Annotated in this window: 22 protein-coding genes; 15 read left to right on the forward strand and 7 right to left on the reverse strand. The window is 35.7% G+C overall.

Going from position 1 to position 22032, the window contains the following annotated elements; translation table 11 throughout:
* Nucleotides 1–10: 10 nt before the first annotated feature.
* From BMZ04_RS08940 to BMZ04_RS08975, 7 genes are all read left to right on the forward strand, one after another.
* Nucleotides 11–850, forward strand: a complete 840-nt coding sequence (locus BMZ04_RS08940) for a pirin family protein (protein ID WP_093268267.1) — start codon at nt 11–13, stop codon at nt 848–850.
* Nucleotides 851–894: 44 nt separating this feature from the next.
* Nucleotides 895–2067, forward strand: a complete 1173-nt coding sequence (locus BMZ04_RS08945) for an MFS transporter (protein ID WP_093268272.1) — start codon at nt 895–897, stop codon at nt 2065–2067.
* Between the two features lie 471 nt (nt 2068–2538).
* A complete protein-coding gene (locus BMZ04_RS08950; protein WP_093268277.1) occupies nt 2539–3591 on the forward strand; it encodes an LLM class flavin-dependent oxidoreductase in 1053 nt (350 codons plus the stop codon).
* A gap of 871 nt (nt 3592–4462) precedes the next feature.
* Nucleotides 4463–5515: an LCP family protein gene (locus BMZ04_RS08960; protein WP_093268280.1), complete on the forward strand. Its 1053-nt coding sequence runs from the start codon at nt 4463–4465 to the stop codon at nt 5513–5515.
* Between the two features lie 251 nt (nt 5516–5766).
* Nucleotides 5767–6234 (forward strand): VOC family protein, encoded by a 468-nt coding sequence (locus tag BMZ04_RS08965; RefSeq protein WP_093268284.1) that lies wholly within the window; start codon nt 5767–5769, stop codon nt 6232–6234.
* A gap of 366 nt (nt 6235–6600) precedes the next feature.
* A complete protein-coding gene (locus tag BMZ04_RS08970; RefSeq protein WP_093268288.1) occupies nt 6601–6795 on the forward strand; it encodes a hypothetical protein in 195 nt (64 codons plus the stop codon).
* A 168-nt stretch (nt 6796–6963) separates the two neighbouring features.
* Nucleotides 6964–7263, forward strand: a complete 300-nt coding sequence (locus BMZ04_RS08975; RefSeq protein WP_093268293.1) for a hypothetical protein — start codon at nt 6964–6966, stop codon at nt 7261–7263.
* A 229-nt stretch (nt 7264–7492) separates the two neighbouring features.
* Here BMZ04_RS08975 and BMZ04_RS08980 read toward each other — a convergent pair whose 3' ends face one another.
* Complete coding sequence (locus BMZ04_RS08980) at nt 7493–7684, reverse strand: hypothetical protein (protein WP_177184395.1); 192 nt, start codon at nt 7682–7684, stop codon at nt 7493–7495.
* A 148-nt stretch (nt 7685–7832) separates the two neighbouring features.
* Here BMZ04_RS08980 and BMZ04_RS08985 point away from each other — a divergent pair, with 148 nt between their 5' ends.
* From BMZ04_RS08985 to BMZ04_RS09000, 4 genes are all read left to right on the forward strand, one after another.
* Nucleotides 7833–8207: a hypothetical protein gene (locus BMZ04_RS08985; protein ID WP_093268297.1), complete on the forward strand. Its 375-nt coding sequence runs from the start codon at nt 7833–7835 to the stop codon at nt 8205–8207.
* Nucleotides 8208–8394: 187 nt separating this feature from the next.
* Complete coding sequence (locus BMZ04_RS08990) at nt 8395–9144, forward strand: VOC family protein (protein ID WP_093268302.1); 750 nt, start codon at nt 8395–8397, stop codon at nt 9142–9144.
* A 173-nt stretch (nt 9145–9317) separates the two neighbouring features.
* A complete protein-coding gene (locus BMZ04_RS08995; RefSeq protein ID WP_093268307.1) occupies nt 9318–9845 on the forward strand; it encodes a GNAT family N-acetyltransferase in 528 nt (175 codons plus the stop codon).
* 110 nt (nt 9846–9955) lie between these two features.
* Nucleotides 9956–10681, forward strand: a complete 726-nt coding sequence (locus BMZ04_RS09000; protein WP_093268313.1) for an alpha/beta fold hydrolase — start codon at nt 9956–9958, stop codon at nt 10679–10681.
* A 388-nt stretch (nt 10682–11069) separates the two neighbouring features.
* Here the strand turns inward: BMZ04_RS09000 and hpaB are convergent, their stop codons facing one another.
* Complete coding sequence (gene hpaB / locus BMZ04_RS09005) at nt 11070–12521, reverse strand: 4-hydroxyphenylacetate 3-monooxygenase, oxygenase component (RefSeq protein WP_093268318.1); 1452 nt, start codon at nt 12519–12521, stop codon at nt 11070–11072.
* 847 nt (nt 12522–13368) lie between these two features.
* Here hpaB and BMZ04_RS09010 point away from each other — a divergent pair.
* On the forward strand, nt 13369–13716 hold the full coding sequence (locus BMZ04_RS09010; protein WP_093268322.1) for a hypothetical protein: 348 nt from the start codon (nt 13369–13371) through the stop codon (nt 13714–13716).
* Between the two features lie 312 nt (nt 13717–14028).
* On the opposite strand, the gene BMZ04_RS09015 is transcribed toward BMZ04_RS09010, so the two are convergent.
* From BMZ04_RS09015 to speD, 3 genes are read right to left on the reverse strand one after another with little or no spacing between them, the layout of a single operon-like run.
* Nucleotides 14029–14316: a spore coat protein gene (locus tag BMZ04_RS09015; RefSeq protein ID WP_093268327.1), complete on the reverse strand. Its 288-nt coding sequence runs from the start codon at nt 14314–14316 to the stop codon at nt 14029–14031.
* Between the two features lie 24 nt (nt 14317–14340).
* Nucleotides 14341–14541, reverse strand: coding sequence for a hypothetical protein (locus BMZ04_RS09020; protein WP_093269563.1), 201 nt, complete (start codon nt 14539–14541; stop codon nt 14341–14343).
* Nucleotides 14542–14593: 52 nt separating this feature from the next.
* Entirely contained in the window at nt 14594–15409 is an 816-nt protein-coding gene (gene speD, locus BMZ04_RS09025) for an adenosylmethionine decarboxylase (RefSeq protein ID WP_093268331.1), read from the reverse strand.
* 247 nt (nt 15410–15656) lie between these two features.
* Here speD and BMZ04_RS09030 point away from each other — a divergent pair, with 247 nt between their 5' ends.
* Nucleotides 15657–19253 carry a dynamin family protein gene (locus BMZ04_RS09030; protein ID WP_093268335.1) on the forward strand — a complete coding sequence of 1199 codons (3597 nt, stop codon included), beginning with the start codon at nt 15657–15659 and terminating at the stop codon, nt 19251–19253.
* Nucleotides 19254–19266: 13 nt separating this feature from the next.
* Nucleotides 19267–20079: a sulfurtransferase gene (locus BMZ04_RS09035; protein ID WP_093269568.1), complete on the forward strand. Its 813-nt coding sequence runs from the start codon at nt 19267–19269 to the stop codon at nt 20077–20079.
* Nucleotides 20080–20133: 54 nt separating this feature from the next.
* Here BMZ04_RS09035 and BMZ04_RS09040 read toward each other — a convergent pair whose 3' ends face one another.
* Nucleotides 20134–20502, reverse strand: a complete 369-nt coding sequence (locus BMZ04_RS09040) for a hypothetical protein (RefSeq protein ID WP_093268340.1) — start codon at nt 20500–20502, stop codon at nt 20134–20136.
* Between the two features lie 243 nt (nt 20503–20745).
* Between BMZ04_RS09040 and rlmN the strand changes: the two genes are divergently transcribed.
* Nucleotides 20746–21813 (forward strand): dual-specificity RNA methyltransferase RlmN, encoded by a 1068-nt coding sequence (gene rlmN, locus BMZ04_RS09045; protein ID WP_093268344.1) that lies wholly within the window; start codon nt 20746–20748, stop codon nt 21811–21813.
* A gap of 38 nt (nt 21814–21851) precedes the next feature.
* Here the strand turns inward: rlmN and ytzI are convergent, their stop codons facing one another.
* Nucleotides 21852–22004 carry a YtzI protein gene (gene ytzI / locus BMZ04_RS09050; protein ID WP_093268348.1) on the reverse strand — a complete coding sequence of 51 codons (153 nt, stop codon included), beginning with the start codon at nt 22002–22004 and terminating at the stop codon, nt 21852–21854.
* Between the last annotated feature and the right edge of the window lie 28 nt (nt 22005–22032).

The raw sequence follows: 22032 nt of genomic DNA on the forward strand, positions 1-22032 counted from the left end.
GAAGATCATGATGAACAATCTAGATGTATTTAGTCGAGGCATAAAAAGTGTCCGTACCCCTCATTTCCAACGAAATAGCGACATTCATACTATGGCAATGATAGTTGAACCCGGTCATTGGGAAGAGCATGATCCGTTTCTGCTCATGGCACATGACCATATGCGCAGCGGAGTGTTTGGCATCCATCCTCATCGTGGAATGGAGACGGTCACTTTTTTGATTGACGGCAACCTAAACCATTATGATAGCCAGCATGGAACCGGTGTGCTTCATGCTGGCGACGCGCAATGGATGACTGCAGGTAGAGGCGTTGAACACCTCGAGGATGCGGCAAAGGGCGAGACAGTAAACCTTCTTCAATTGTGGGTGAACATTCCTTCGGGACAGAAGATGTCACCCTCCAGATACCAGGACTTGCGGAAGACCGATATGCCTGTCATTCATGAAAACGGGGCTGAAATCCGTCTATTTTCCGGGTCACTCGGTGATATGGCCACAGATACATTAAATATTGCTCCTGTTACGATGGCTGAAATCAATATGGAGCCAGGCGCAGCTTTCAAGTTTGAGCTTCCAGGATCCTACAACGGTTTTTTGTATATTTTGGAAGGCGAAGGCTCCTTTGGGTCCGATAGCATCCTAGGGAAGCAAGGACAGGTTTTATGGATGGGATCTGCGGGAACTGCCGAGCGGAGCGAAATAAAGATCGAAGCACGAAGCTGCATGCGTGTCATGTTGTATGCGGGCGAGCCGATTCGCGAGCCTGTCGTTGCAAGAGGCCCATTCGTCATGAACACCGAGCAAGAGATTAAACAGGCTTATAGTGATTATAGAAATGGTAAATTTTAAATCAAAATTTATAATAACAGTCTTAAGGAGATTATGAAAATTTTATGAAAAAAAAATATATTCTAATGATAATAGCTTTATTTATTGCATCATTAAACTTGCGTCCTTCAATTAACTCGATCGCACCATTGCTCGAAACGATTAGAACCAACTTAGGAATGAACGCCTCTGTAGCGAGTTTGCTGACCTCGATTCCTGTTCTTTGCATGGGACTCTTCGCTCCTGTAGCCATAAAGTTTAGCGGAAAATGGGGTATTGAGCGGGTATTGGGATGGTCGCTGCTTGTGATCGGAGTCGGTACTATTCTTAGGTTCTTCACGCAATCAACCTCATTTTTATTAATTACTGCTTTTATAGCGGGTATAGGGATTGCATTTGCAGGACCGCTTCTTCCCGGATTTATTAAGCGCCACTTTCCTAAGCATGTGCCCTCGATGATTGCGATATACACGGTTGCGCTTACTCTAGGAGCAGCACTAAGCTCGAGCTTAATCGTGCCGATGCAGAATAGTATGAACTCTTGGCAGAGCGCTCTTGGGATATGGGGGGTACTCGCTTTCGTCGCAGTGCTGTTATGGTGGTTGTTCGTTATGCGGCATATTAGACCGCAAGATCATATCGCTTCCAATGGCACGAAGACGAGAATGCCATGGACAAATAAGAAAGCATGGCTTCTTACACTGACGTTCGGCTTAATGGCCATGCTATTCTATTCAATCACAGCTTGGTTGCCAGAGATTATTCAAGGGATGGGCTATAGTAAGTCCTACGCTGCCAGCGCGCTTACGGTATTCGTCGTTGTTCAGATTCCGGTAAGCCTTGTTCTGCCAATCTTGCTTCGCCAATTCCCTTCCCGTCGCCTTTGGCTAACGGTTGCAACGCTGTTGCAACTGGTCGGGCTTGGAATGCTTGCGTTCTCCATTGGACCATTGGTTGCCACGTTCTTTATTGGTGTAGGTGCCGGCGGCTTGTTTTCTCTCAATCTACTACTGCCTTTAGATGCTACCGACAATCCTCAGGAAGCGGCTGCTTGGTCTGCTATGACTCAATCAGTAGGCTATGTGATTGGGGCAACCGGCCCCCTTATTCTTGGCTGGATTCACGATGCGACGGATAGCTTCTCAACTGCAATTGCGGGGTTGATTGTAATTAATGTAGCGATGATGGTCGTGCAGAGTGTTGCCACTACCATAAAAAGAAAACAACAATTGGGATAAAATAATCGCAATCATAGATAGCAAGAAATATCATAGTAGTTTCTTTCTTTTTGTTCGTTGAAAATGATGTTTTAGATTGGGGTTGCTGATCTCGCGCGGTTTTTAGATTTACAAAATTTGTAGCCTAGGGAGAATGAACTCCTAGACTGCTGATATTTTATTGAGGCAAACTAAAAGATGGATGGAGGAGAATATAATGAAAAAAATAAAAGCAGCTGTTTCGATTATTTTTGCTGTGACTACATTTTGTTGTTGCTTAGTGGTCTATAAAGCACAAAAAAAATGAATTTTTTATCATTTCATCTCTTTTATCAACGGGGGAGAACAAAAAGGAGTATATGAATACTGTCTTACAACATAAGTTTTATCAGCAGCTGTAGCTCTTACTAGCTCTTACAGGTGCTAGACAATATTCGCTGGACTCTATTTTATTTAAGGAAAGTAATTATATGAAAGAAAGGGGATTGCCTTATGAGCAAGACAAATCAAGAGAAGTTTGAATTTGGTATCTATACTTTTGGAGAGTTAATTCGTGATCCTATTACCGGAAAGATTATTTCTGCAGAAGAGCGTATTCAAAATATCATTGAGACAGCGAAGCTAGCTGATGAAGCTGGATTGGATATTTTTGGTTTAGGGGAACATCATCGTTTGGATTTTGCGGTTTCATCGACACCTGTTGTGTTAGCAGCGATTGCACAAGCAACAAAAAATATTCAATTAGCAAGTGCTACTACTGTATTAGGCACAGCAGATCCTGTTAGAGTATTTGAAGACTTTTCGACATTAGATTTAATTTCTGGTGGGCGTGCGGAAATTATGGCAGGTAGAGGAGCATTTATCGAATCGTTCCCTCTTTTTGGCTATAACTTGGATGATTATCATGAACTTTTTGAAGAAAAATTACAATTGTTACAAGAATTAAATAATAATGAACGTGTTACCTGGCAAGGGAAGTTTCGTTCGCCATTAAGTAATAGCGAGATTGCACCTAGACCAAAACAAGATAAGATTCCTGTTTGGAGAGGAGTAGGAGGAACCCCTGCAAGTGCAATTCGCGCTGGACAGGCAGGGTTTGGAATGGCACTCGCTATTTTAGGAGGTAATCCTTTTTATGTAAAACCTTTAGTAAAAGCCTATCGTCAAGCTGGGATTTCGGCAGGACACGCAGAAGAGGATTTAAAAATTGCCATCACAAGCCATGGCTATATAGGCAAGACTGCAGAACAGGCTGTTAATGAATTTTACCCATATTATTCTAATTACATAAGAACGATGATGAGAAGAAATATTCCTAAAGATCAAGTGGCAGCAGCTGTTTCTAAAAATGATGCACTTGCTGTTGGAGGACCTGAAGAAATCATTGAAAAGATTCTTTATCAATATGAATTATTTGGACATAACCGCTTTATCATGCAACTCGATATATGTCAGCCTGTTTCCCAGGTTGAAAGTGCGATTGAATTATTAGCAACTAAAGTAATGCCAGTAGTAAGACGGGAAATTGAAAAAAAAAATAATTAAGCAATTAAATAACGAACCTAAATCAATCCTAAATACCCCCTTAGTACCTTTTTGCTAAGGGGGTCCATTAGCACAATAACTAAGATTAATTATAGAAGAAAAGGATTACCGTCTTAAAGAAATAGTAAATGATCTTATTTTCTTCCGTATTGCACGATTGCTGGAAGACACAGTTTTACTAACCGAAACCTATAAAAGTATTCGAGAAGCAAAAGAAGTAGAATACGGATGAAATTGGGATACATCATTTCAATAATAATCATGATATTATGCATGGGATTAGGAAGGATTTTCTTTAGCCGAAGAACACGGGCTGCGTAGGCAGCTCTTTTTTTATTGCACTAACAGGAGCTTTGCTTCAAGAAGGAGTAAAGCCTTTTCTTATTGGACTAGATCAGCAGGTGTGAGGCCGAGCGTAGGTCGTATCATATAGCGGGCGGGACTCCCAGCTAGAAAGAACTAGCCATTCACTCGTAGCGAGTCTTGGAGAGCTAAAAATCCTTTACCTGGGATAAATTCAGTCTCTTTCTTCATAAACTTCCATTACCTTCACCGATAATTAAGAGAATATATATGACCAAAGAAAAGAGAATAGCTACATTTTGTGAATGGTGACTTGGAGGAGCCGTGTGCGTGAATAGCGCAAGTACGGTTCTGTGAGGGGTTCCCTCCTACTACACTAGTTCAATAAGAAACTTTTTCGATTGAATTTTCGTTATTATTAGTATATTCTTCGATATGATGCTGAATTAACTTGAGATAATATATATTACTATTTTTTTATTTTAAATGATATAACTAAATTAATAATAAAACTTGTAATTTTAACAAAAAAGGTGTGGATTTTGGTCGCAAAATTGGGGGATTGGATATGGTTAATTCACGTAGTACAAATCGAAAAACTAAGAAAAAAAGAAAAGCTCTATATATTACTCTAATCATTTCTATGCTTTTATTGTCTGGAGTTTTCGTTTTCGCAATTAACCTTTCTATTGAAACGAAAAATGCAGCTTCCAAAATGTACAAGGCTTTGGATCGCGATAAAGAAAAAGATAATTCCAATTTTGATAATGTAAAAGCTGAGGACTCTCCATTTACAATATTACTGGCAGGCATAGAACGTGAGGAGGGAGAAAAATATGGTCGTTCGGATATGCTTATTCTAGCAACAGTTAATCCTAAAGCAAAAAAAATATCTATGGTAAACATACCACGTGACACAAGGGTTTTCATTGAGAAACTAGGAATGGAAGATAAAATAAATCATGCCTATTCTAATGGAGGAATGGACTACACAATTAATACGATGGAAAACCTGTTGGATATTCCAATCGATTATTATGTTTCCACCGATTTTCAAGGATTTGAAGATATTGTTGATACTGTAGGTGGGATTGATGTTGAAGTTCCATTTCCATTTAAAGCTCAGCTTACAGGAAGTTTAAAGTGGAAAACGTATACTAAAGGGACGATGTTTTTAAATGGTAATGAAGCTCTTGCTTATGTACGTATGCGTAAAAATGATTTAGAAGGCGATAAAGGACGAAATACACGTCAGAAACAAGTTATTCAAGAAATAATCACTAAAGCCACAAGCATTAGTAACATAACAAAAGTTGACGATATGATGATAGAAGTTGGCGAAAACGTGAGAACCAATATTCCTTCATCAGAATATATTGGCTTGCTAAAAATGTATCAAACAATAAAGTCATCTCCAATTGAGCAATTACAACTAGATGGTACTAATCAGAAGGTATATAGCGAGTTAGAAAAGAAAAAAGTATGGTACTTCTATCCCGATGAAGAGTCTTTAAATAAATTAAAAGAAACATTAATACTTAATTTAGATAATTTCGGTCAAAATGCACAGAGTGAAAAAAGTACTACTACAGGGGTAGAAGATTTATCAATAGGAAAGTAGAACGTGTCAGTTTAAAGGTGGGCTAACTTGTTTTACTTTTATATATAGATTGAATTTGTTACAGGTGCAATAGTTAAAGTTTGTATACATAATTAAAAAGATTTCCCTTTTCTTATTGGACTAACGGGGCAGGTAAGTTGAAGAAAGACATGAATAAAGAACACAATTAAATAACATTAGACCTTTGAACGAGGTGGAATATTTAAAATATTGCTACTATAAATGTAATCATTTTAAAAAGAGGTGTTATTTTGATAAAAGGTTTATATGAAGCACATTTGCCAGTGAGAAATTTAGAAAATTCAATTGAGTTTTATAAGAAACTAGGTTTGAAAATGGCTTGGCGTGATGAAGACACTGCTTTCTTTTGGATTGAAGAAGGTAAAAGTTGGTTGGGTTTATGGGAAGGAAATGAGTATCAAACTCCATACCACCCGTCTTTACGACACATTGCTTTCCAAGTTTCATATGATGATTTAAAAGAGTCTATAAAATGGTTAGATTCTATTAATGTTGAGGGAGTGCCATTTGGTGCTAGAAAATCTATTGAACCATTTATTCGACCACATCAAGGCAATGCTTCAGTTTATTTCAATGACCCAGATGGAAACAGTTTAGAATTAATGTGTTATGTTGAAGTGCCAAATAACTTAAAACATATTACAGAAAAGTTGTCCTTTGAGGATTGGGAGAATTTAGCTAACAATAACTTAAAATGATAGTAGGCATATTTATTTTTCTTACTTCTTCATTTAACGGGGCTAAACTTGAAGAGCATTGAGCTACATAGGTGGCTCTTTTTAGGCAGGTTAGCTCAATAAGAAAAGTGGAAGGTGAATGCTGTGTTTAGCTTTGTAGAAGATTTAGGAGTTTTCATTAATCCAATACTCGCGATAATTATATGTGTAAATCTAGTTGCTATTATGAAAAAAGTAAAAAATAATGAAGCTACGACTACTAATACTATAATTGTTAGTTTATGTTTAGCCTTTATTGTTTTTACTTTTACAATACTCGTTAGCTCGCTGTACTAACGGGTGCATAAGAGATAGGGGAAAAATCAACTTTAAGCAATAGATAAAGGGTTGACAAAGAAAGTAATAATAAATTTCTGGAGAGATTCTTTCACTACTGGGTTCTTTAGTGAGCGAAGAACATTATTCAGTAAGAAGTTCCGTGATTTAATAATAGAAAATAAAATTTCCAAAGATATTAGAGGATCTGATGATGAAAATTATGGTTCAAAAGATTGGCTATTTGAGCCAGTAATATTAGTTTGACGATTGAAAAGCTAAATGAATAAATAAGTAACCAAAAACAACTAAAATCGGTCGGTTCCAATATAGGGATGACTACGGTTTATTGGAAATAATGAGAGAATAAATAATTGAACAATGACTACTTAAATCTAATAAATGGTATTATTTGGAAAAAGGTAGGGGAACACAATGAACAAAAAATATAGCAAGTGGTCTGCCATATTAAGTACTATTTGTGCAATAACTATTTTTACTTCTTATGCAATTGCACCACAAGAGCCTGAAGGCTCGATGGTTGTACTTCTAAAAATATTATTTTTCACTTCCATTATCGCAGGTGTACTTAGTCTGATACTTAGCTATTTGGCGTTTAATAACAAAGAAGAAGGCTTTCTGAAGAAGATAGCCCCTATTATAATTTTATTGATATTGTTAGTGTTCGTCCTTTCATTTATTGGAATAGTATTAAGTCTGGGTGATTTTTTTTAATGTCGCCTGCTTTAATTTAATAAAACTAGAACAAAAAAGCACTCATTATCGAGTGTCTTTTTTGTTGTTTATTAAAAAAATGGAAATTTTTGAACTCGGTTGATAGTAATAAATATAAAGATGTCACTTCACTGAGCAATAAAGTAGTATTGAAGATCAAAACAATTTCTAGCTAACAACAAAAACTATTTACTGACTAGATAAATAGTTTTTGTTATGGTGTCTAAATTTAAATCCCATTTATGTATTTGAGGCCATAAACAGAGCCAACTGTCATAAGAATTGACCAAATGACTAAACTGATTCCCATCCAAGTGATTACTCTAGTTCTAGATGAACCAAGCAAAAGAGCTGTTAAAGCAGCTAAATCTGTTCCAAGTAAGGAGGGTGAAAGCAAAGAAAAAATCAAGTGTATATTCATAAAAAATATTTGTGAAACATTTTACTTAAACTAACGGGTGCTTTACTTCAAGAAGGAGTAAAGCATTTTTTATTATACTAAAGGGACATTTAATTCAATAACGAAACTAAATGACTATTTGATGTCTAAAATTTATGAGGTGTAGAATATGAAAATTAAAAAGTTATTTTTTGCTTTTATTTTAGTGTTATTATTATCTGCTTGTAATCAACAAACCGTTGAAGACCCTGCAAATCCAAAGTTTAATAGTGAATTTAATCGTTCAGCAGGTATTAAAGGAATAATAGTAAAAGTTGATGGAAATAAAGCCCAACTGTTAATTCAGGGAAATGGTTTTGGGTTGAACGATGATGGCGAGGGAATTATTCAGTTGGATACGAAGTATTATTCAGCTGCAAACTTTGAAAAAGACCAATATGTTGAAATATGGGTTGATAGTCAGGTGCAAGCGGCAGACGAGCCTACACTCCCAATTATTAGTGATGTTGCTAAAATTAATTTTACTCCTAAAGAAGAAGAATAACCTTGAAGAACATGGAGCCGTTTAGAAGGCTCTTTTTTCTTCTTCTACTAACGGTGCAATAGTTCAATTAGCAGAAATGAATTTTTGTTAATTCCTCAAAATTCGGAACCACTAATCGGTTCAAACGTATTAAAGTAAAGGGCAGATTAGTGAAAGAAAATCTAAACGCTGATTGGGGGAGAATTATTTGAAGATTGACCATTTAGTTGTAAATGTCGATAGTTTTGTACAAGAAGATGAAAATTTTATTAAGAAAGTTCACTCTATAGGTCTTCCATATGAACCGAAATGGGGAAAGGGTACAAAAGGATTTAAGGTATCGAACATATGGATTGGGAATGAATATTTTGAATTGATTAATATCAAATCAAAAGATGGTGGGGGGTGGATAGAAAGTTGGACTGAGGACTATCATAGTGGGCATAGGGGACTTATTGGTTTTGCTTTAGAAGTAGATGATATTGAAGCAACATATCGGAAACTTATTAGACGGAATATTCAAGTATCGACGCCAGAACCTTTAAAATTTAAATGGTTCTTTAAACTACTAAGTAAGACAATGCCTTGGAAAAATTCATATTTACCTAAATTTGAAGGAATGCCTTTTCAATTTTTCTTACAACAGCTTAATAATGAAAAAAGTAAAGCATTTATGCAAAAATATATGGTACCAAATAGTAGGGAAAAGAATATTAATGGAATATTAGAAGTAAAGATTTATGGCACATTGACAGAACAAGACAAAAATATAGTAAAAGCACTTTTTCAAGATTATAAAATAAATGATAGTACAATCACAGTTTCTCTTGGAAGACAAATCATTTCTTTTGTGGAATCTAAAAAACATTCAGTTGAAGTAATATTGGACTGTGAGATTGAAGTAAAATCAACTAAACAACTTGAGATAGGAAACAACTTAATAATTAAACATAATTGATTTCATACGATTGTTTTCTTCAACTAACGGGTGCTTTACTTCAAGAAGGGGTAAAGCACTTTAAAAATTGTTGTAAATACGGCGTCTTTTTCATTAACGGGGCAAGTTCAAAGATGAAGTATGTACATTAAAGTCGGAAAAATATTAATATATAAAAAAAGGAGGCGATTTATATGATAATAAGAGAAGCAATTTTGGAAGATGCAAAAGGTATTGCTAAAGTTCACGTAGATAGTTGGAGAACAACATATAAATATATTATTGCAGACGATTTTTTGAATAACTTGTCTTATGAAAAACGTGAGCAATTGTGGAGTAATAATATTCCTAAAGGCAATGTATTTGTAGCAGAAAATGAACTAGGTCAGATTGTTGGATTTTCATCAGGAGGAAAAGAAAGAAGTGGAAAGTATAAAGATTATGAAGGAGAACTGAATTCTATTTATATTCTAAAGGGGTTTCAAGGAAAAGGGATAGGTAAACTATTAGCAAAACCAGTATTTGAGAAGATTGAGCAATTAGGAATAAATACAATGCTTGTTTTTGTATTAGAAGATAATGAATCGAGATTATTCTATGAATCACTGGGTGGTAAAGTAATAGATAAAGTAGAGGTAGAAATTGCAGGCAAGAAACTCAATGAATTAGTTTATGGATGGGAGAATATAAAGGGTGTTTTTAAAAAGGCTTATCCTTCTTAAACTAATAGGTGTTTTACTTGACTAAAGGGGCGGGTTAGTTCAAAAGAGAGGGATAAAAGATGATATTATAACTACTAATCGAATTAACAAAAAGAGAGGGAACGGACTTAATGACAAAAGAGATGTTTGTACAAATAAGTGATTGTAAACTATACGCTAAATTGGTTGGAGAAAATAAGGGAAGACCGACTATTGTAATGGATGCTGGGTATGGAGACACTTCAAAGGCTTGGGATTCAGTGATTAGTGATATATCAATGCTGTCTGATGTTCTCATTTATGATAGAGCAGGACTTGGGAAGAGTGAATCAAGTTCTAACTCAAGAACGAGCCGTGAGATGGTAAGAGAATTGCATGAACTTCTTAATCAAGCAAATATAAAACCTCCATACATATTAGTTGGTCATTCATTTGGTGGCGTTAATACACGTTTGTATGCGACTGAATATCAAAATGAAGTTTGTGGGCTTGTCTTGGTCGATTCTACACCCGAAGATTATAGAGAAAGATTTCTCCCAAAGATGTCACAAGAGTTTCAACAAGCATACAACAAGCAATTTGTTTACGAAGGTAATTTTGATGAGTTTATGGAAAGCTTAAAACAGTTGAAGAAATCAAGAAGAATGTTAAATGTCCCATTAATTGTTCTTTCAGCGGGAAAGAAAGCTCATTATTCGGAGGAATCACAAGGATTATGGAATGAGATGCAGAAAGAGATTCTTGAAATATCCTCAAACGGAGAATTTGTAATTGCTAATAATAGTGCCCATTATATACAGAATGATGAACCAGCATTAGTCGTTAGTGCAATAAAAAGGCTGATTGACAACAATTAAAATACATTGTGAAGAATTGCACTTAAGCTAACAGGGGGGGTAGTTAAACATGACCATCATTTCGCGGATCTATTTTTACGTCCAAAATAACAAGTAGATTTTGGTGATCCATTGTGAAATGTTACACTTTATTGAATCAATGAATAAGAGTGTTGGATTGGTTTATAGAAAGAGAAAGGATTAGAAATTCCTTTCCACGTTTCATAAAAACATATTGCATTTAATGTTGATTTAGAGGATTTAAGGAAAGCTAAAATATGGTTAAAAGAGCATGGAATCATTGCAAAAATAATAGAACGCTCAATGTAAAAAAGATTGAGCGTAGTATTTTAATCCTAAAAAGGAATTATTAAACCTGTATTCATTTAAGGCAATAATTGAACTTCTGTTACTCTTCTTTTTTTAGATTTAAGAAATTACTGATTACCTTTACATACTCATTTTTGGGATATTTCTTATATAAATCACTTGATAATCGAATCGGATCGCCAAAAAAGTAACGCTCATATTGGGTTTGTCTTGTTCCAAATGAACTCATTGTTAGATCCCAAGCTAACCGAAATATTTTTACTCTTTCCTCTGCGGTCTTAGTTGCTCCTTGAAGATAAAAATCTAAGTCACTTCTAATAATAGAATGAAATGCTTTTTCGGTTGGCAATGTAATCATTCCACTAGCCCCGATTAGCTGGATAATTTCAGTGAAACGAGGATAGATTTTAGGAAAAATGTTACCGGCAACTTGAAGCGGGAAGATTTCTGGCCGCATATATCCCCATTCATCTAATTTTGCGTTATTTTCCGATTTTTCTAACAAGGCTTTCATCGTTTCTAGACCAATGATGATTTCTGACATCTTTTCTTGGATATGTTGATACTCGCTTATTTTAATCGTTTCGATTAGAAGCTCAGCAATACCTAAGACGAACTCTGTTTTTACAATTTGTCTAGTCAATACTTGGTGCTTAGTAAAGGGATGGAAAGAGCTTTGAATTGGGAATTCTTCGGCTACTTCCGCATTGTTGTAATAAAATACCCTATTCCAAGGTACTAATACATTGTCAAAAACAACGATAGAATCCATTTCTTCAAACCGCGAGCTTAATGGATGATTAAAAGAAGATTGGCCTCCGATGAATGTATCCCTACAAATAAACTTTATTCCTTTCGTGTTAGAAGGTATAGAAAAGGCAAAAGCTTCATTTACATTAAATAGAAATTTACCAACGCTAAATACTAATACTTCATCTGTTAATCCACCTTGCGTAGCAAGAAGACGGGCACCTTTAATAATAATTCCTTCTTCATTTTTATCAATAACTTTTGCAGCAATTGGCTCATCCGTATTTTCAAAGTAGATATGAGAACGATTCACTTGTGGAGAAATAAAGGTATGTGTAAACGACAGGTCATTTTCCCTGGACAATTCATAAAATGCTTGTAGATTATTTGGAAAACATTTGTCCTTATTTTCTAAAAAAGATACTGAAGAAGCAAAGCTCATTAATACTGTGTTCAAATAATCTGGGCTTCTTCCCATGATACCCCCTGAATACCTGGCCCAATGTTCAGTCATCTTTCTTCTTCTTATTAAGTCCTCTTTCGTTTTTGGTTGCAAATAGGAAAGGCCAATAAGTTCTCCTGATACTGGGGAAATAAAAGTCATCTCATCTTTTATTTTTGGGTCATGTTGCAAATCATAAAGAGCCGCTTTTGACTGAATAAGTCCCTTAAAGGCAGGGTGTTCAGAGAGCAAACCCTCAATTTTTTCACCGTCGTACCAAATTTCATTATTTAGCTGATTTAATCGGTTAATATAATCTTTTCCATTAATAATCCCCATGTTTCACTCCCCAATTTAAATCGATATTTATTAAAAAACATTCGATTATAGCTGTCTTAACAAGTTAAGTCGTTCAATATTTTTTTACTATTACTATAATTAATCTATGTGAATAGAGCATTCTAATATGCCTTCTTTAACTAAGAGGCAGCGCGACAAGTTTTGTTATAAGCACTAATATGCGAAAAAACACGGGATTTCTTCAGAAATCCCAACTTAATAACCGAGGATAGAAATGATAAAATCATGTATTTTGAAACTATCCCATTAAGATTCCTGCATGCGTCATACTGGACAGATTAATGGGTCTGAAGCTTAGGTGAAGTTGGCAGAACAGAGGCTGAAGCCACTCCTCACGGAAAAGGAATGCCAAAGGATATGCCGGATGGCTGAAAAATTAAATATGGTGAGAATTTTCTTGTGGAAAAGAACAGACGAACTTCCGGATGTACTGGTATAAAGTCGGTCTCGTGCGGAATTCCGCTTTGGCTTTATAATTCAAAAAAAGTACTTTTAGGGTTTAGGTTATTTAAAACCTCTGTTTCCCCGTAAGTCTAAATTCTCAGGTTTTACAAGGAACTTATCTTAATCTACTTATCCATTAATGGTATGTTTGTAATCTAGCTGAAATAAGTTATCACACAAGTAATTAACCAATTATTTATAATGAGCAATTTTGTGAAATGATACACGTTAAACTAACATAGCAGTTGAATAAGTAGCAATGGACTTTTTAAAATTCAGGATGGAAAGTTTACTAAGAAGTGGAACTTATATTTCTTTTAACCGTATAAAATTATAAGGCAGGAGGAGTGAAAGTTTTGAAGAAAATATTTGTATTAGTATTATGGTAGTTTCGTTTTTATCAGCTTGTAATTCATCAACATTGAGTTTTAGTGAAATTGAAAATGTACCTAATAATGTGCAACACAAAGTTGATTCAAATTTAAAACTTCAATTAATTAATGATAGTGAAAAAGGTTATTATATTGTTTTCCATTCAAGTGGAGAAGTAGAAACTGATGTAGAAACCCAAGGGGATAAGGTAACTATAAAGTTCAAGGTAACCAATCTACAAGATGATGTTGTAAAGCAAAATACATTTTATTTAACGATAGACCCAGAACATGATGTAATAGATGTTCTAGTGAATGGTAAGGCAATGCCTTTTGATATGGTGACAGTTGAATCATAGACGGGGGTAGGGTATAAGTTTTAATCATTAAAAGGGCATGAAGATATAAATAATTATGTCATAACAAAAGGAAAGGTTTTATTGGAGTAAAAGTGCTAAGAAATATATTAAAATAAACATTGGAATCATGATGATAGTTTTTGTTTTTTTATTGGTCTCTATGGTTAATTCTTTTGAATAATTTAATTTCATATGGACAAATTAAAAAAGGACAATTCAGGCGGATGATTCTATCGAAAACCGGCTCTATTGTAAAAATAGACAAAAATTAAAGCGTACATTAAATTGTACGCTTTTAAGTATTATCTAAAACTAATCACCTGGATGCAGGTTATTTTGCATAAGTTCCTGTACTTTGCTAATCTGCTCCTTAGATGCAAGCTCAGTCTCATACCAGCCTTTATTGTCCATAATCTGAAAAAGCTTGTAATGGTTTGAGCTCGCATTTTCAAAACATTGCTCGTAAATTTCGCGTAGCTGCTTATGTGTGGTCTCTAACATGGTATTGACGATGCTGCGACAGCGGCCCTTTTCCAGCTCTAGGCAAAGCTGGAGCATTTCCCGATCTGTTAAGCCGCGGCCAGCTATATTGTTTGGCAAATGAACCACATCCTTTTGCAATTATTATTTGTTGGTTGTTCGGTTGAAGTATTGGGAGAGTTTTGCAATTTTTAACTGATGCTCTTCTGCCATCTCCTCGAGTGTCGCTCTTAGCTCTTGGTCTTTGCATTGGGTAGCACACCAATTCATCGTTTTTGCGATTATCTCTTCTGCTCGGATTTCATCTTCAATAAATGCCAGTTCCTTCATTGTTAGGACGGTCATCATATTTCTCCTCCAAACTAAATAAGGTAAGTCTTTATTTTATCCTGATTGTTTATTCTGATCTTGCTATGTTTTTAGCGTAAAAAATTTCATCCATTTCGGTTTTTAACTTTTTCGTAATGGATATTTTTTCTTCATCGCTTAACTCGTCTTCTCTATAACCGAAGAGGTAGTTATTTAAGTCAAATTTCTTCAGTTTACACTTTGTATGAAAAATATTTTCCTGGTATACATTTACATCGATCATTTGATAATATTCTTGTAAGCTAATGGGAATATAGTTTTGAATGGAATCTATGTCATGATCAATAAATAACTTATGACCTGTTACGTCTCTAGTAAAGCCGCGTACACGATAATCCATTACCATAACATCTGTCTCAAATGAATGAATTAAATAATTTAATGCTTTTAAAGGAGATATTTCTCCACAGGTGGAAATATCAATATCCGCACGGAATGTACTTATTCCTTCATCCGGGTGATACTCAGGATAAGTATGTACGGTAATATGGCTTTTATCTAGATGACCCACTACTGTTTCAGGTAGCGGTCCTGGTGATTCTTTAAATGAATCCACGGGGGAATCATCAACAGGTCCCTCCGAAACTAAAATGGTTACACTTGCTCCTTGTGGTTCATAATCTTGCTTTGCAATATTTAAAACATTTGCCTCAATAATATCCGCCACTTTCGTTAATATCTCCGTCAAACGATCGGCATTATATTGTTCGTCGATATAGTCAATATAAGCTTCTCGTTCTTCTTTTGATCTTGTATAGCAAATATCATACATATTAAAGCTTAAGGTCTTCGTAAGATTATTAAAGCCATGTAATTCTATTCTTTGCTTAGGAGTTAGACTCAAATTGAACTCCTCTCTTTCATTTATATTTCGGGCTTAGTTAAAACAATATAGTAAGTATGCGTTAAAACTAGTTAGAGATACCCCGTACATTTATCTTTCCACAAACAAGTTTTTCTAAAACATATTACGCAGCTTTTTGATACAAGTGCAAAAAATCTAATTTGTCTATATAAATAGAGTCATTTTTTTGAACATTTTCTGATATGATTAAACTACATTGTCGAAATATAAAGGGGAAGTTTTTCATATGATCAATTCAGAGAACTTACATAGTATAAAAGAACAAAATGCATTACTAGCTGCGTTATTTCACGAGCATCAAGATGAAGAAAGATATGCGAAGGCAAAATTATTTGCGCAGAAATTAGAACAAGGGACATTCACAATTGCTTTTGCTGGGCATTTCTCCGCAGGGAAATCGAGTATGATCAATGCGTTAGTCGAAGAACAGCTTTTACCAACAAGTCCAATTCCCACATCCGCAAATATCGTAACTGTTCAAAAAACAGGGGAAAACTATGCGCTTGTTCACTTTGTCGATCAAGCACCTGTCAAATTTTCAGGAGAATATGATATTGGATTAGTAAAAAAGTATTCCAAAGATGGCAGTCAAGTTTCTCAAATTGAGATCGGACATGAATCATCTGGATTACCAGCAGGCATTACCGTTATGGATACACCTGGTGTGGATTCTACGGATGATGCGCACCGAGTCTCCACTGAATCAGCACTCCATTTAGCAGATATAGTATTCTATGTGATGGATTATAATCATGTGCAATCCGAACTTAATTTCCAATTTACGAAGCAATTACTTCATTATAATGAAAATGTCTATTTAATCGTCAACCAAGTCGATAAACATCGGGAAGAGGAGTTATCATTTGAGGCGTTTAAACAATCAGTAGCAAATGCTTTTAAAGCTTGGTCAGTGGAGCCAAAAGATATATTTTTTACTTCATTAAAAGATAAAACGTTTGTACATAATGATTTTCCGAAAGTGCAGCAAATTGTGCATCATTCCATCAATCATAAAGAAGAGCTATTTATCACTTCCGCGAAAAGCACGATTAAGAAACTAGAAGATGAACATATGCAATTTCTAGAAGACGAAAAAGAAACATGTTTCGAAACATTCGAAGAAGAGCTGACAAAAGAAGAATGGGAAAACAAAGAAGAGTTGAAAAAACAATTAGAGCTATCCGAAACACATGTAAAATTGCAAGATGCAAGTCTTTGGAAAACAGAATTCGAAGAGGGCCGAAAATCGATTTTACAAAATGCGTCCGTAATGCCTTATGAGATGAGGGATGCGCTTAAAATTTATGCAGAAGCAATGCAAAGTTCATTTAAAGTCGGCTTTTTAAATAGTAAAAAGAAAACCGAAGAAGAAAGAGCAAGTCGTTTGCAGGCAGCGTATGAATTATTAGAAAAAATTGTAGATACGAATATTACTTCTCATGTAAAACAGTGGATGAAGCATATGCTAAAAAACGTGTCGTTGCTTTCAGATGAAAAGGTACTAGAAATAGAGAAGATAGATTTCCAGTTGCCATTATCCATTATAAAAGAATCACTTCATGAAGGTGCGAATACAACAGGGGATGCAATTCTCCATTACGCCAATCGAGTACAAGAAGCGATTAATCGATTTTTCGTGCGAGAGACAGATAGCTGGAAAGTAGAAATAGCGAAAGAAATAAATGAGAATCCAATGGAAGAAAGCGAAAAAGTGGAGCAGAAGATTCTTCAATTGAATAAAAAACTGCTTGCCATTCATACGATTGAAGAAATGGAAGGCAAAATGCAAGTTTTTACAAAGGAAGTCAAAACACCTTCACTTGCTATTCGAAAAGAGCGAGACCTATTACTAATCGAATGGGAAAAAGAACGGAATGCGTTTGAAAATGCCATTACTGAATATAATGCAATCGAGCAAGAAACAGAAGAAAAGACCGTACAAATAATAGAAGAAAAACAGCGAGAAGTAGAGGAAATAGTAATCTCTCCAGAAGCAGTACTTGCAAGAGCGAATAAAATGGCTGAAGCAATCGGGCAACTTCTGGCATTCAAAGAAGCCGCAAGTTATTTAAAGCGAAAAGCAAGTAGAGTGGAACATCAACAGTTTACAATTGCGTTATTTGGAGCTTTTAGTGCTGGTAAATCTAGCTTTTCGAATGCGTTAATGGGTGAGCATGTATTACCTGTATCACCAAATCCGACAACAGCTACGATTAATAAAATTCACCCTGTTTCAGAAGAACATCCACATAATACAGCAGATGTTACGCTGAAAACAAAACAGCAATTGTTAGAAGATGTGCAATTCGCCTATAGCATGCTAGGAGTGACTGTTTCTTCCTTGAAGGAAGCTTACGAAAAAGCACCAAGTGTCATAGAGCAGTCGGTAACAGAAGAGGTACATAAATCGTTTATCGTCGCTTTTCATACAGGATATGCACAATACGAAGCAAATCTTGGACAAACATTACGGGTAAATGCAGAAGAATTTCGTCTCTTTGTTGCGGAAGAATCTCGCAGCTGTTTTGTAGATTTTATTGATTTTTATTATGATTGTGAGCTAACAAGACTAGGTGTGACATTAGTTGATACACCGGGAGCAGACTCGATTAACGCTAGACATACAGGTGTTGCATTTGACTATATTCGAAATGCAGATGCGGTTCTATTTGTGACGTATTTCAATCATGCTTTTGCAAAAGCAGACCGAGAATTTTTAATCCAACTAGGCCGAGTGAAGGATTCCTTTGAGTTAGATAAAATGTTCTTCGTCGTCAATGCAATCGATCTTGCTGCGAATGAGGAAGAAGAGGCACTTGTCAAAAATTATGTGCAAGGAGAGCTACAACGATTCGGAATCAGATTCCCTCGTGTATATGGAGTCTCTAGTTTGCAAGCCTTACAGGAAAAACAAACGAAAGTTCCTTTACATGAAGGCATGTTCCAGTTTCAAGAATCCTTCTATCAATTTTTAGCGCATGATTTGAAACAAATGGCAGTGACGACATTAGAAGAAGAAACAATGCGTCAACAAATGAAATTGCATCAGATGATTGAACAAACAGAAATGAACTTAGCTAGAAAAGACGAAAGGTTAGGAGAATTACGTGCATTAGAACAAAATATACGTAAGCGTTACACAAATTCTAAAGGGGCAATAATAGCAAAAGAAGCGAAGCAGGAACTCGAAACATTGCTATACTATTTGCTACAACGAGTTTATTATCGTTTCAACGAATTTTTTAAAGAAGCGTATAACCCTTCCTTATTTTCAAACCAGGCGGCGAGTATCGCTTTAGAAACCGCTCTGAAAGATATATTGAACATGCTGCGTTTTGATATCGAACAAGAGCTACGTGTAACAAACTTCCGTTTATTGCAATTCATCCAAAAACAGCTAACGGAGCTAGAAAAAGAAGAGATGCGCGTATTGAAAGACTGGAATGCTAGCTTTATTTACACACCACATGAATTGGAAAATCAAGATTTGCTTGACTTTGAAGGGCCATTCCAACAAATTCAAAAGTATGAGCAGGTAAAATCCCTGTATAAAAACAATAAATCTTTCTTTGAGAAAAACGACAAAGAAAAGTTGCGTGACTCACTTTCCGAACAAACGAAAGTTGAAGCAGAATCCTATTTGAGCGAACAACAAGTCAGACTTTTTAGCTGGGCAGAGCAATATGCGGATATGGAAGCGGAAGCAGTTCGTTTGAAATGGTTAAACGATTCGATTAGCCAACTAGATGCAGAGCGTGCGCTATTGGAACAAGAGGAAATGTTAGCGAAGTGGAAAGAACTGTATGCCATCATTTCAAATTAAAGGGGCGAATGATATGACGAATGTTTTTATTAATTGGGAAGATATACAACCAGAGCAAGTAACTTTTATTGATACTAGATTTGACTTAGGTAATCCTTCGGCAGGACGTGAAATGTATGATACAGGTCATTTAGAAGGGGCAATTTACTGGGATTTGGAACAGGATCTATCGGATATGTCGAGTAAGATGGGACGTCATCCGATGATTTCAAAAGAAAACATGACGGAGCTATGTAGACAAGCAGGACTTCAACTGGACGATGCTATTGTCGTTTATGATCAAGGAGCTTCTCCATTTGCGTTACGAGCATATTTTTTATTGGAATGGGCTGGATTTACGAATGTACATGTATTACGTGAAGGATATGAGATAGTAAAGGAGTTATTCCGAGTTTCGAAGGAAGAACCAGTGATCCTTGTTTCTGATGTAGAACCAGATTGGAAAGATGCAATTTATTTGGATGTGGATGATGTAAAGAAAGTAGTGGCAGGGGAGTCGGAGGGACAGCTTATAGATGCTCGCGCAGCTTTTCGTTTTAAAGGAGAAAGTGAACCAATCGATCCTGTTGCTGGACATATTCCTACTGCGGTTAACTTTGATTGGGAGCAGTTGAAGCAGGACGGTAAGTTTTTAGAAAAGGATCTACTAGCAAAACAGTTGCAACACGTAACGGACAAAAACAAGCCAGTCATCGCATACTGCGGAAGTGGAGTTACTGCGGCTCCACTTTATGCAGGATTAAAAGAAGCAGGTTATACGGATGTGAAGCTATATGTAGGAAGTTATAGTGATTGGATTCGAGATAATGAAGTAGAGCGAGACTGAAGTTAAGCGCAAGCACCATGCCTACTACCGTAGAAATGGGTGCTTGTGCTTTTCTTATTTTTGAAAGAGTAGCTTTTTGTTTACATATGCTGAGTTATCTTTAACAATAATTTCAGCATAAGGAAGACCAAAAGCAGTATAGGCAATAACAACAGAAGATATTGGTTCTCCGTCCACTACTTCAATCGATTCAATTGCATATGAAACGATGAATGACTGTTCCAGCGTGTTACTAAAAATGCTAGCAGTCGTTTCTAATGCATACGCTGCAAACTCCTTCTCCATACTGTCCTCATAATTCTGTATATCTGACTCCAATAAATGAGAGGGTAAGAAAGCGAAAATTCCGACGATGAGTGCGCCTAACTTGAAAAGACCTTTACGTACTTTATTAGAAACAATCCTTCTAGTCCGTTTAACCATATTAAACAACCCCAATTCCTTTTAGCCTCTTCTTAACTTGTAGATTCATTGAATTGAAACTCTCTTAACATACTATTCAAGCCAAATAAAATTAATCCACTATTTTCTCCTACTGTTGTCGAAAAATTTCACGATTAAACAAAATGATTCCTTTTATTATTCCATTCCTGTATAATAAGTTGTCGTATGTAAACAATTATAGTATAATAGGCGAATTGTATACGGATGAAATGAGGGCTAAAAATGAAAAAATCAATTTATGGTCTAACGAGAGACCAGTTAATAGAATGGTTATTAGGACAGGGACAAAAGAAATATCGCGCGGAACAAGTGTGGGACTGGTTATATATTAAACGCGTCCAAAACTTTGATGATATGACAAATGTAAGCAAAGAATGTCTAGACATATTAAAAGAAAATTTTGTCATCCAAACGCTTAAAGAATCTGTTAAACAAGAATCAGCAGATGGGACGATTAAATTCTTATTTGAAATGCAAGACGGCAACTTGATTGAAACAGTACTTATGCGTTTTAAATATGGATTATCGGTTTGTGTAACGACTCAAGTAGGCTGTAATATCGGCTGTAGTTTCTGTGCGAGTGGATTACTAAAGAAAAACCGTGATTTAGACGCTGGAGAAATTGTCGGACAAATTATGAAAGTGCAACAGCATTTAGACCAACTACAAAAAGACGAACGTGTTAGTCATATCGTTGTAATGGGTATCGGGGAACCGTTTGATAACTATACAAACTTAATGAGTTTCTTACGTACAGTAAATGATCAAAAAGGCTTAGCAATCGGTGCTCGTCATATTACCGTTTCTACAAGTGGTCTAGCGAAAAAAATTATTGATTTTGCAGATGAAAATATTCAAGTAAATCTTGCCGTTTCCTTACATGCACCAAATGATGAATTACGTACAAAAATCATGGTGATCAATAAAGCATTCCCAATCGAAAAAGTCATGGCAGCAGTAGATTATTATTTAGAAAAAACAAATCGCCGTATTACATTTGAATACATTTTACTAAAAGACGTAAATGACCATGTAGAAGAAGCACAGCAACTAGCGAAGCTACTCGAAAACAAACGTCATTTATCATATGTCAATTTAATCCCTTACAACCCAGTAGACGAACATGGACAATACCAACGTAGCTCCGAAAAATCAATTAGTGCATTTTTCCAAACGCTGAAAAACAATGGGATTAATTGTGGAGTACGTATGGAACAAGGAACAGACATCGACGCAGCATGTGGACAGTTACGTAGTAAACAAATCAAAAAAGAAAAAGTGAAGAACTAAAAAAAGCGCAAGCGCCGCAATAAAAAAACGCATTAGCCTTATGGGCTATGCGTTTTTTCTTTAGATTCGTACTGTTCAGTTGGCCGTTCGTCAATTGTATGCTTGTATGCATAACCTTTATTAATCGTATAGATGCTAAGCACTAGTACAACGATAAACGTAATGGCCCCAATTATAAAAACGGTTGTCATACGATTCCCTCCGTACTAACTATGTATA

The organism is Psychrobacillus sp. OK032 (genome assembly GCF_900111345.1).
Lineage (GTDB): Bacteria > Bacillota > Bacilli > Bacillales_A > Planococcaceae > Psychrobacillus.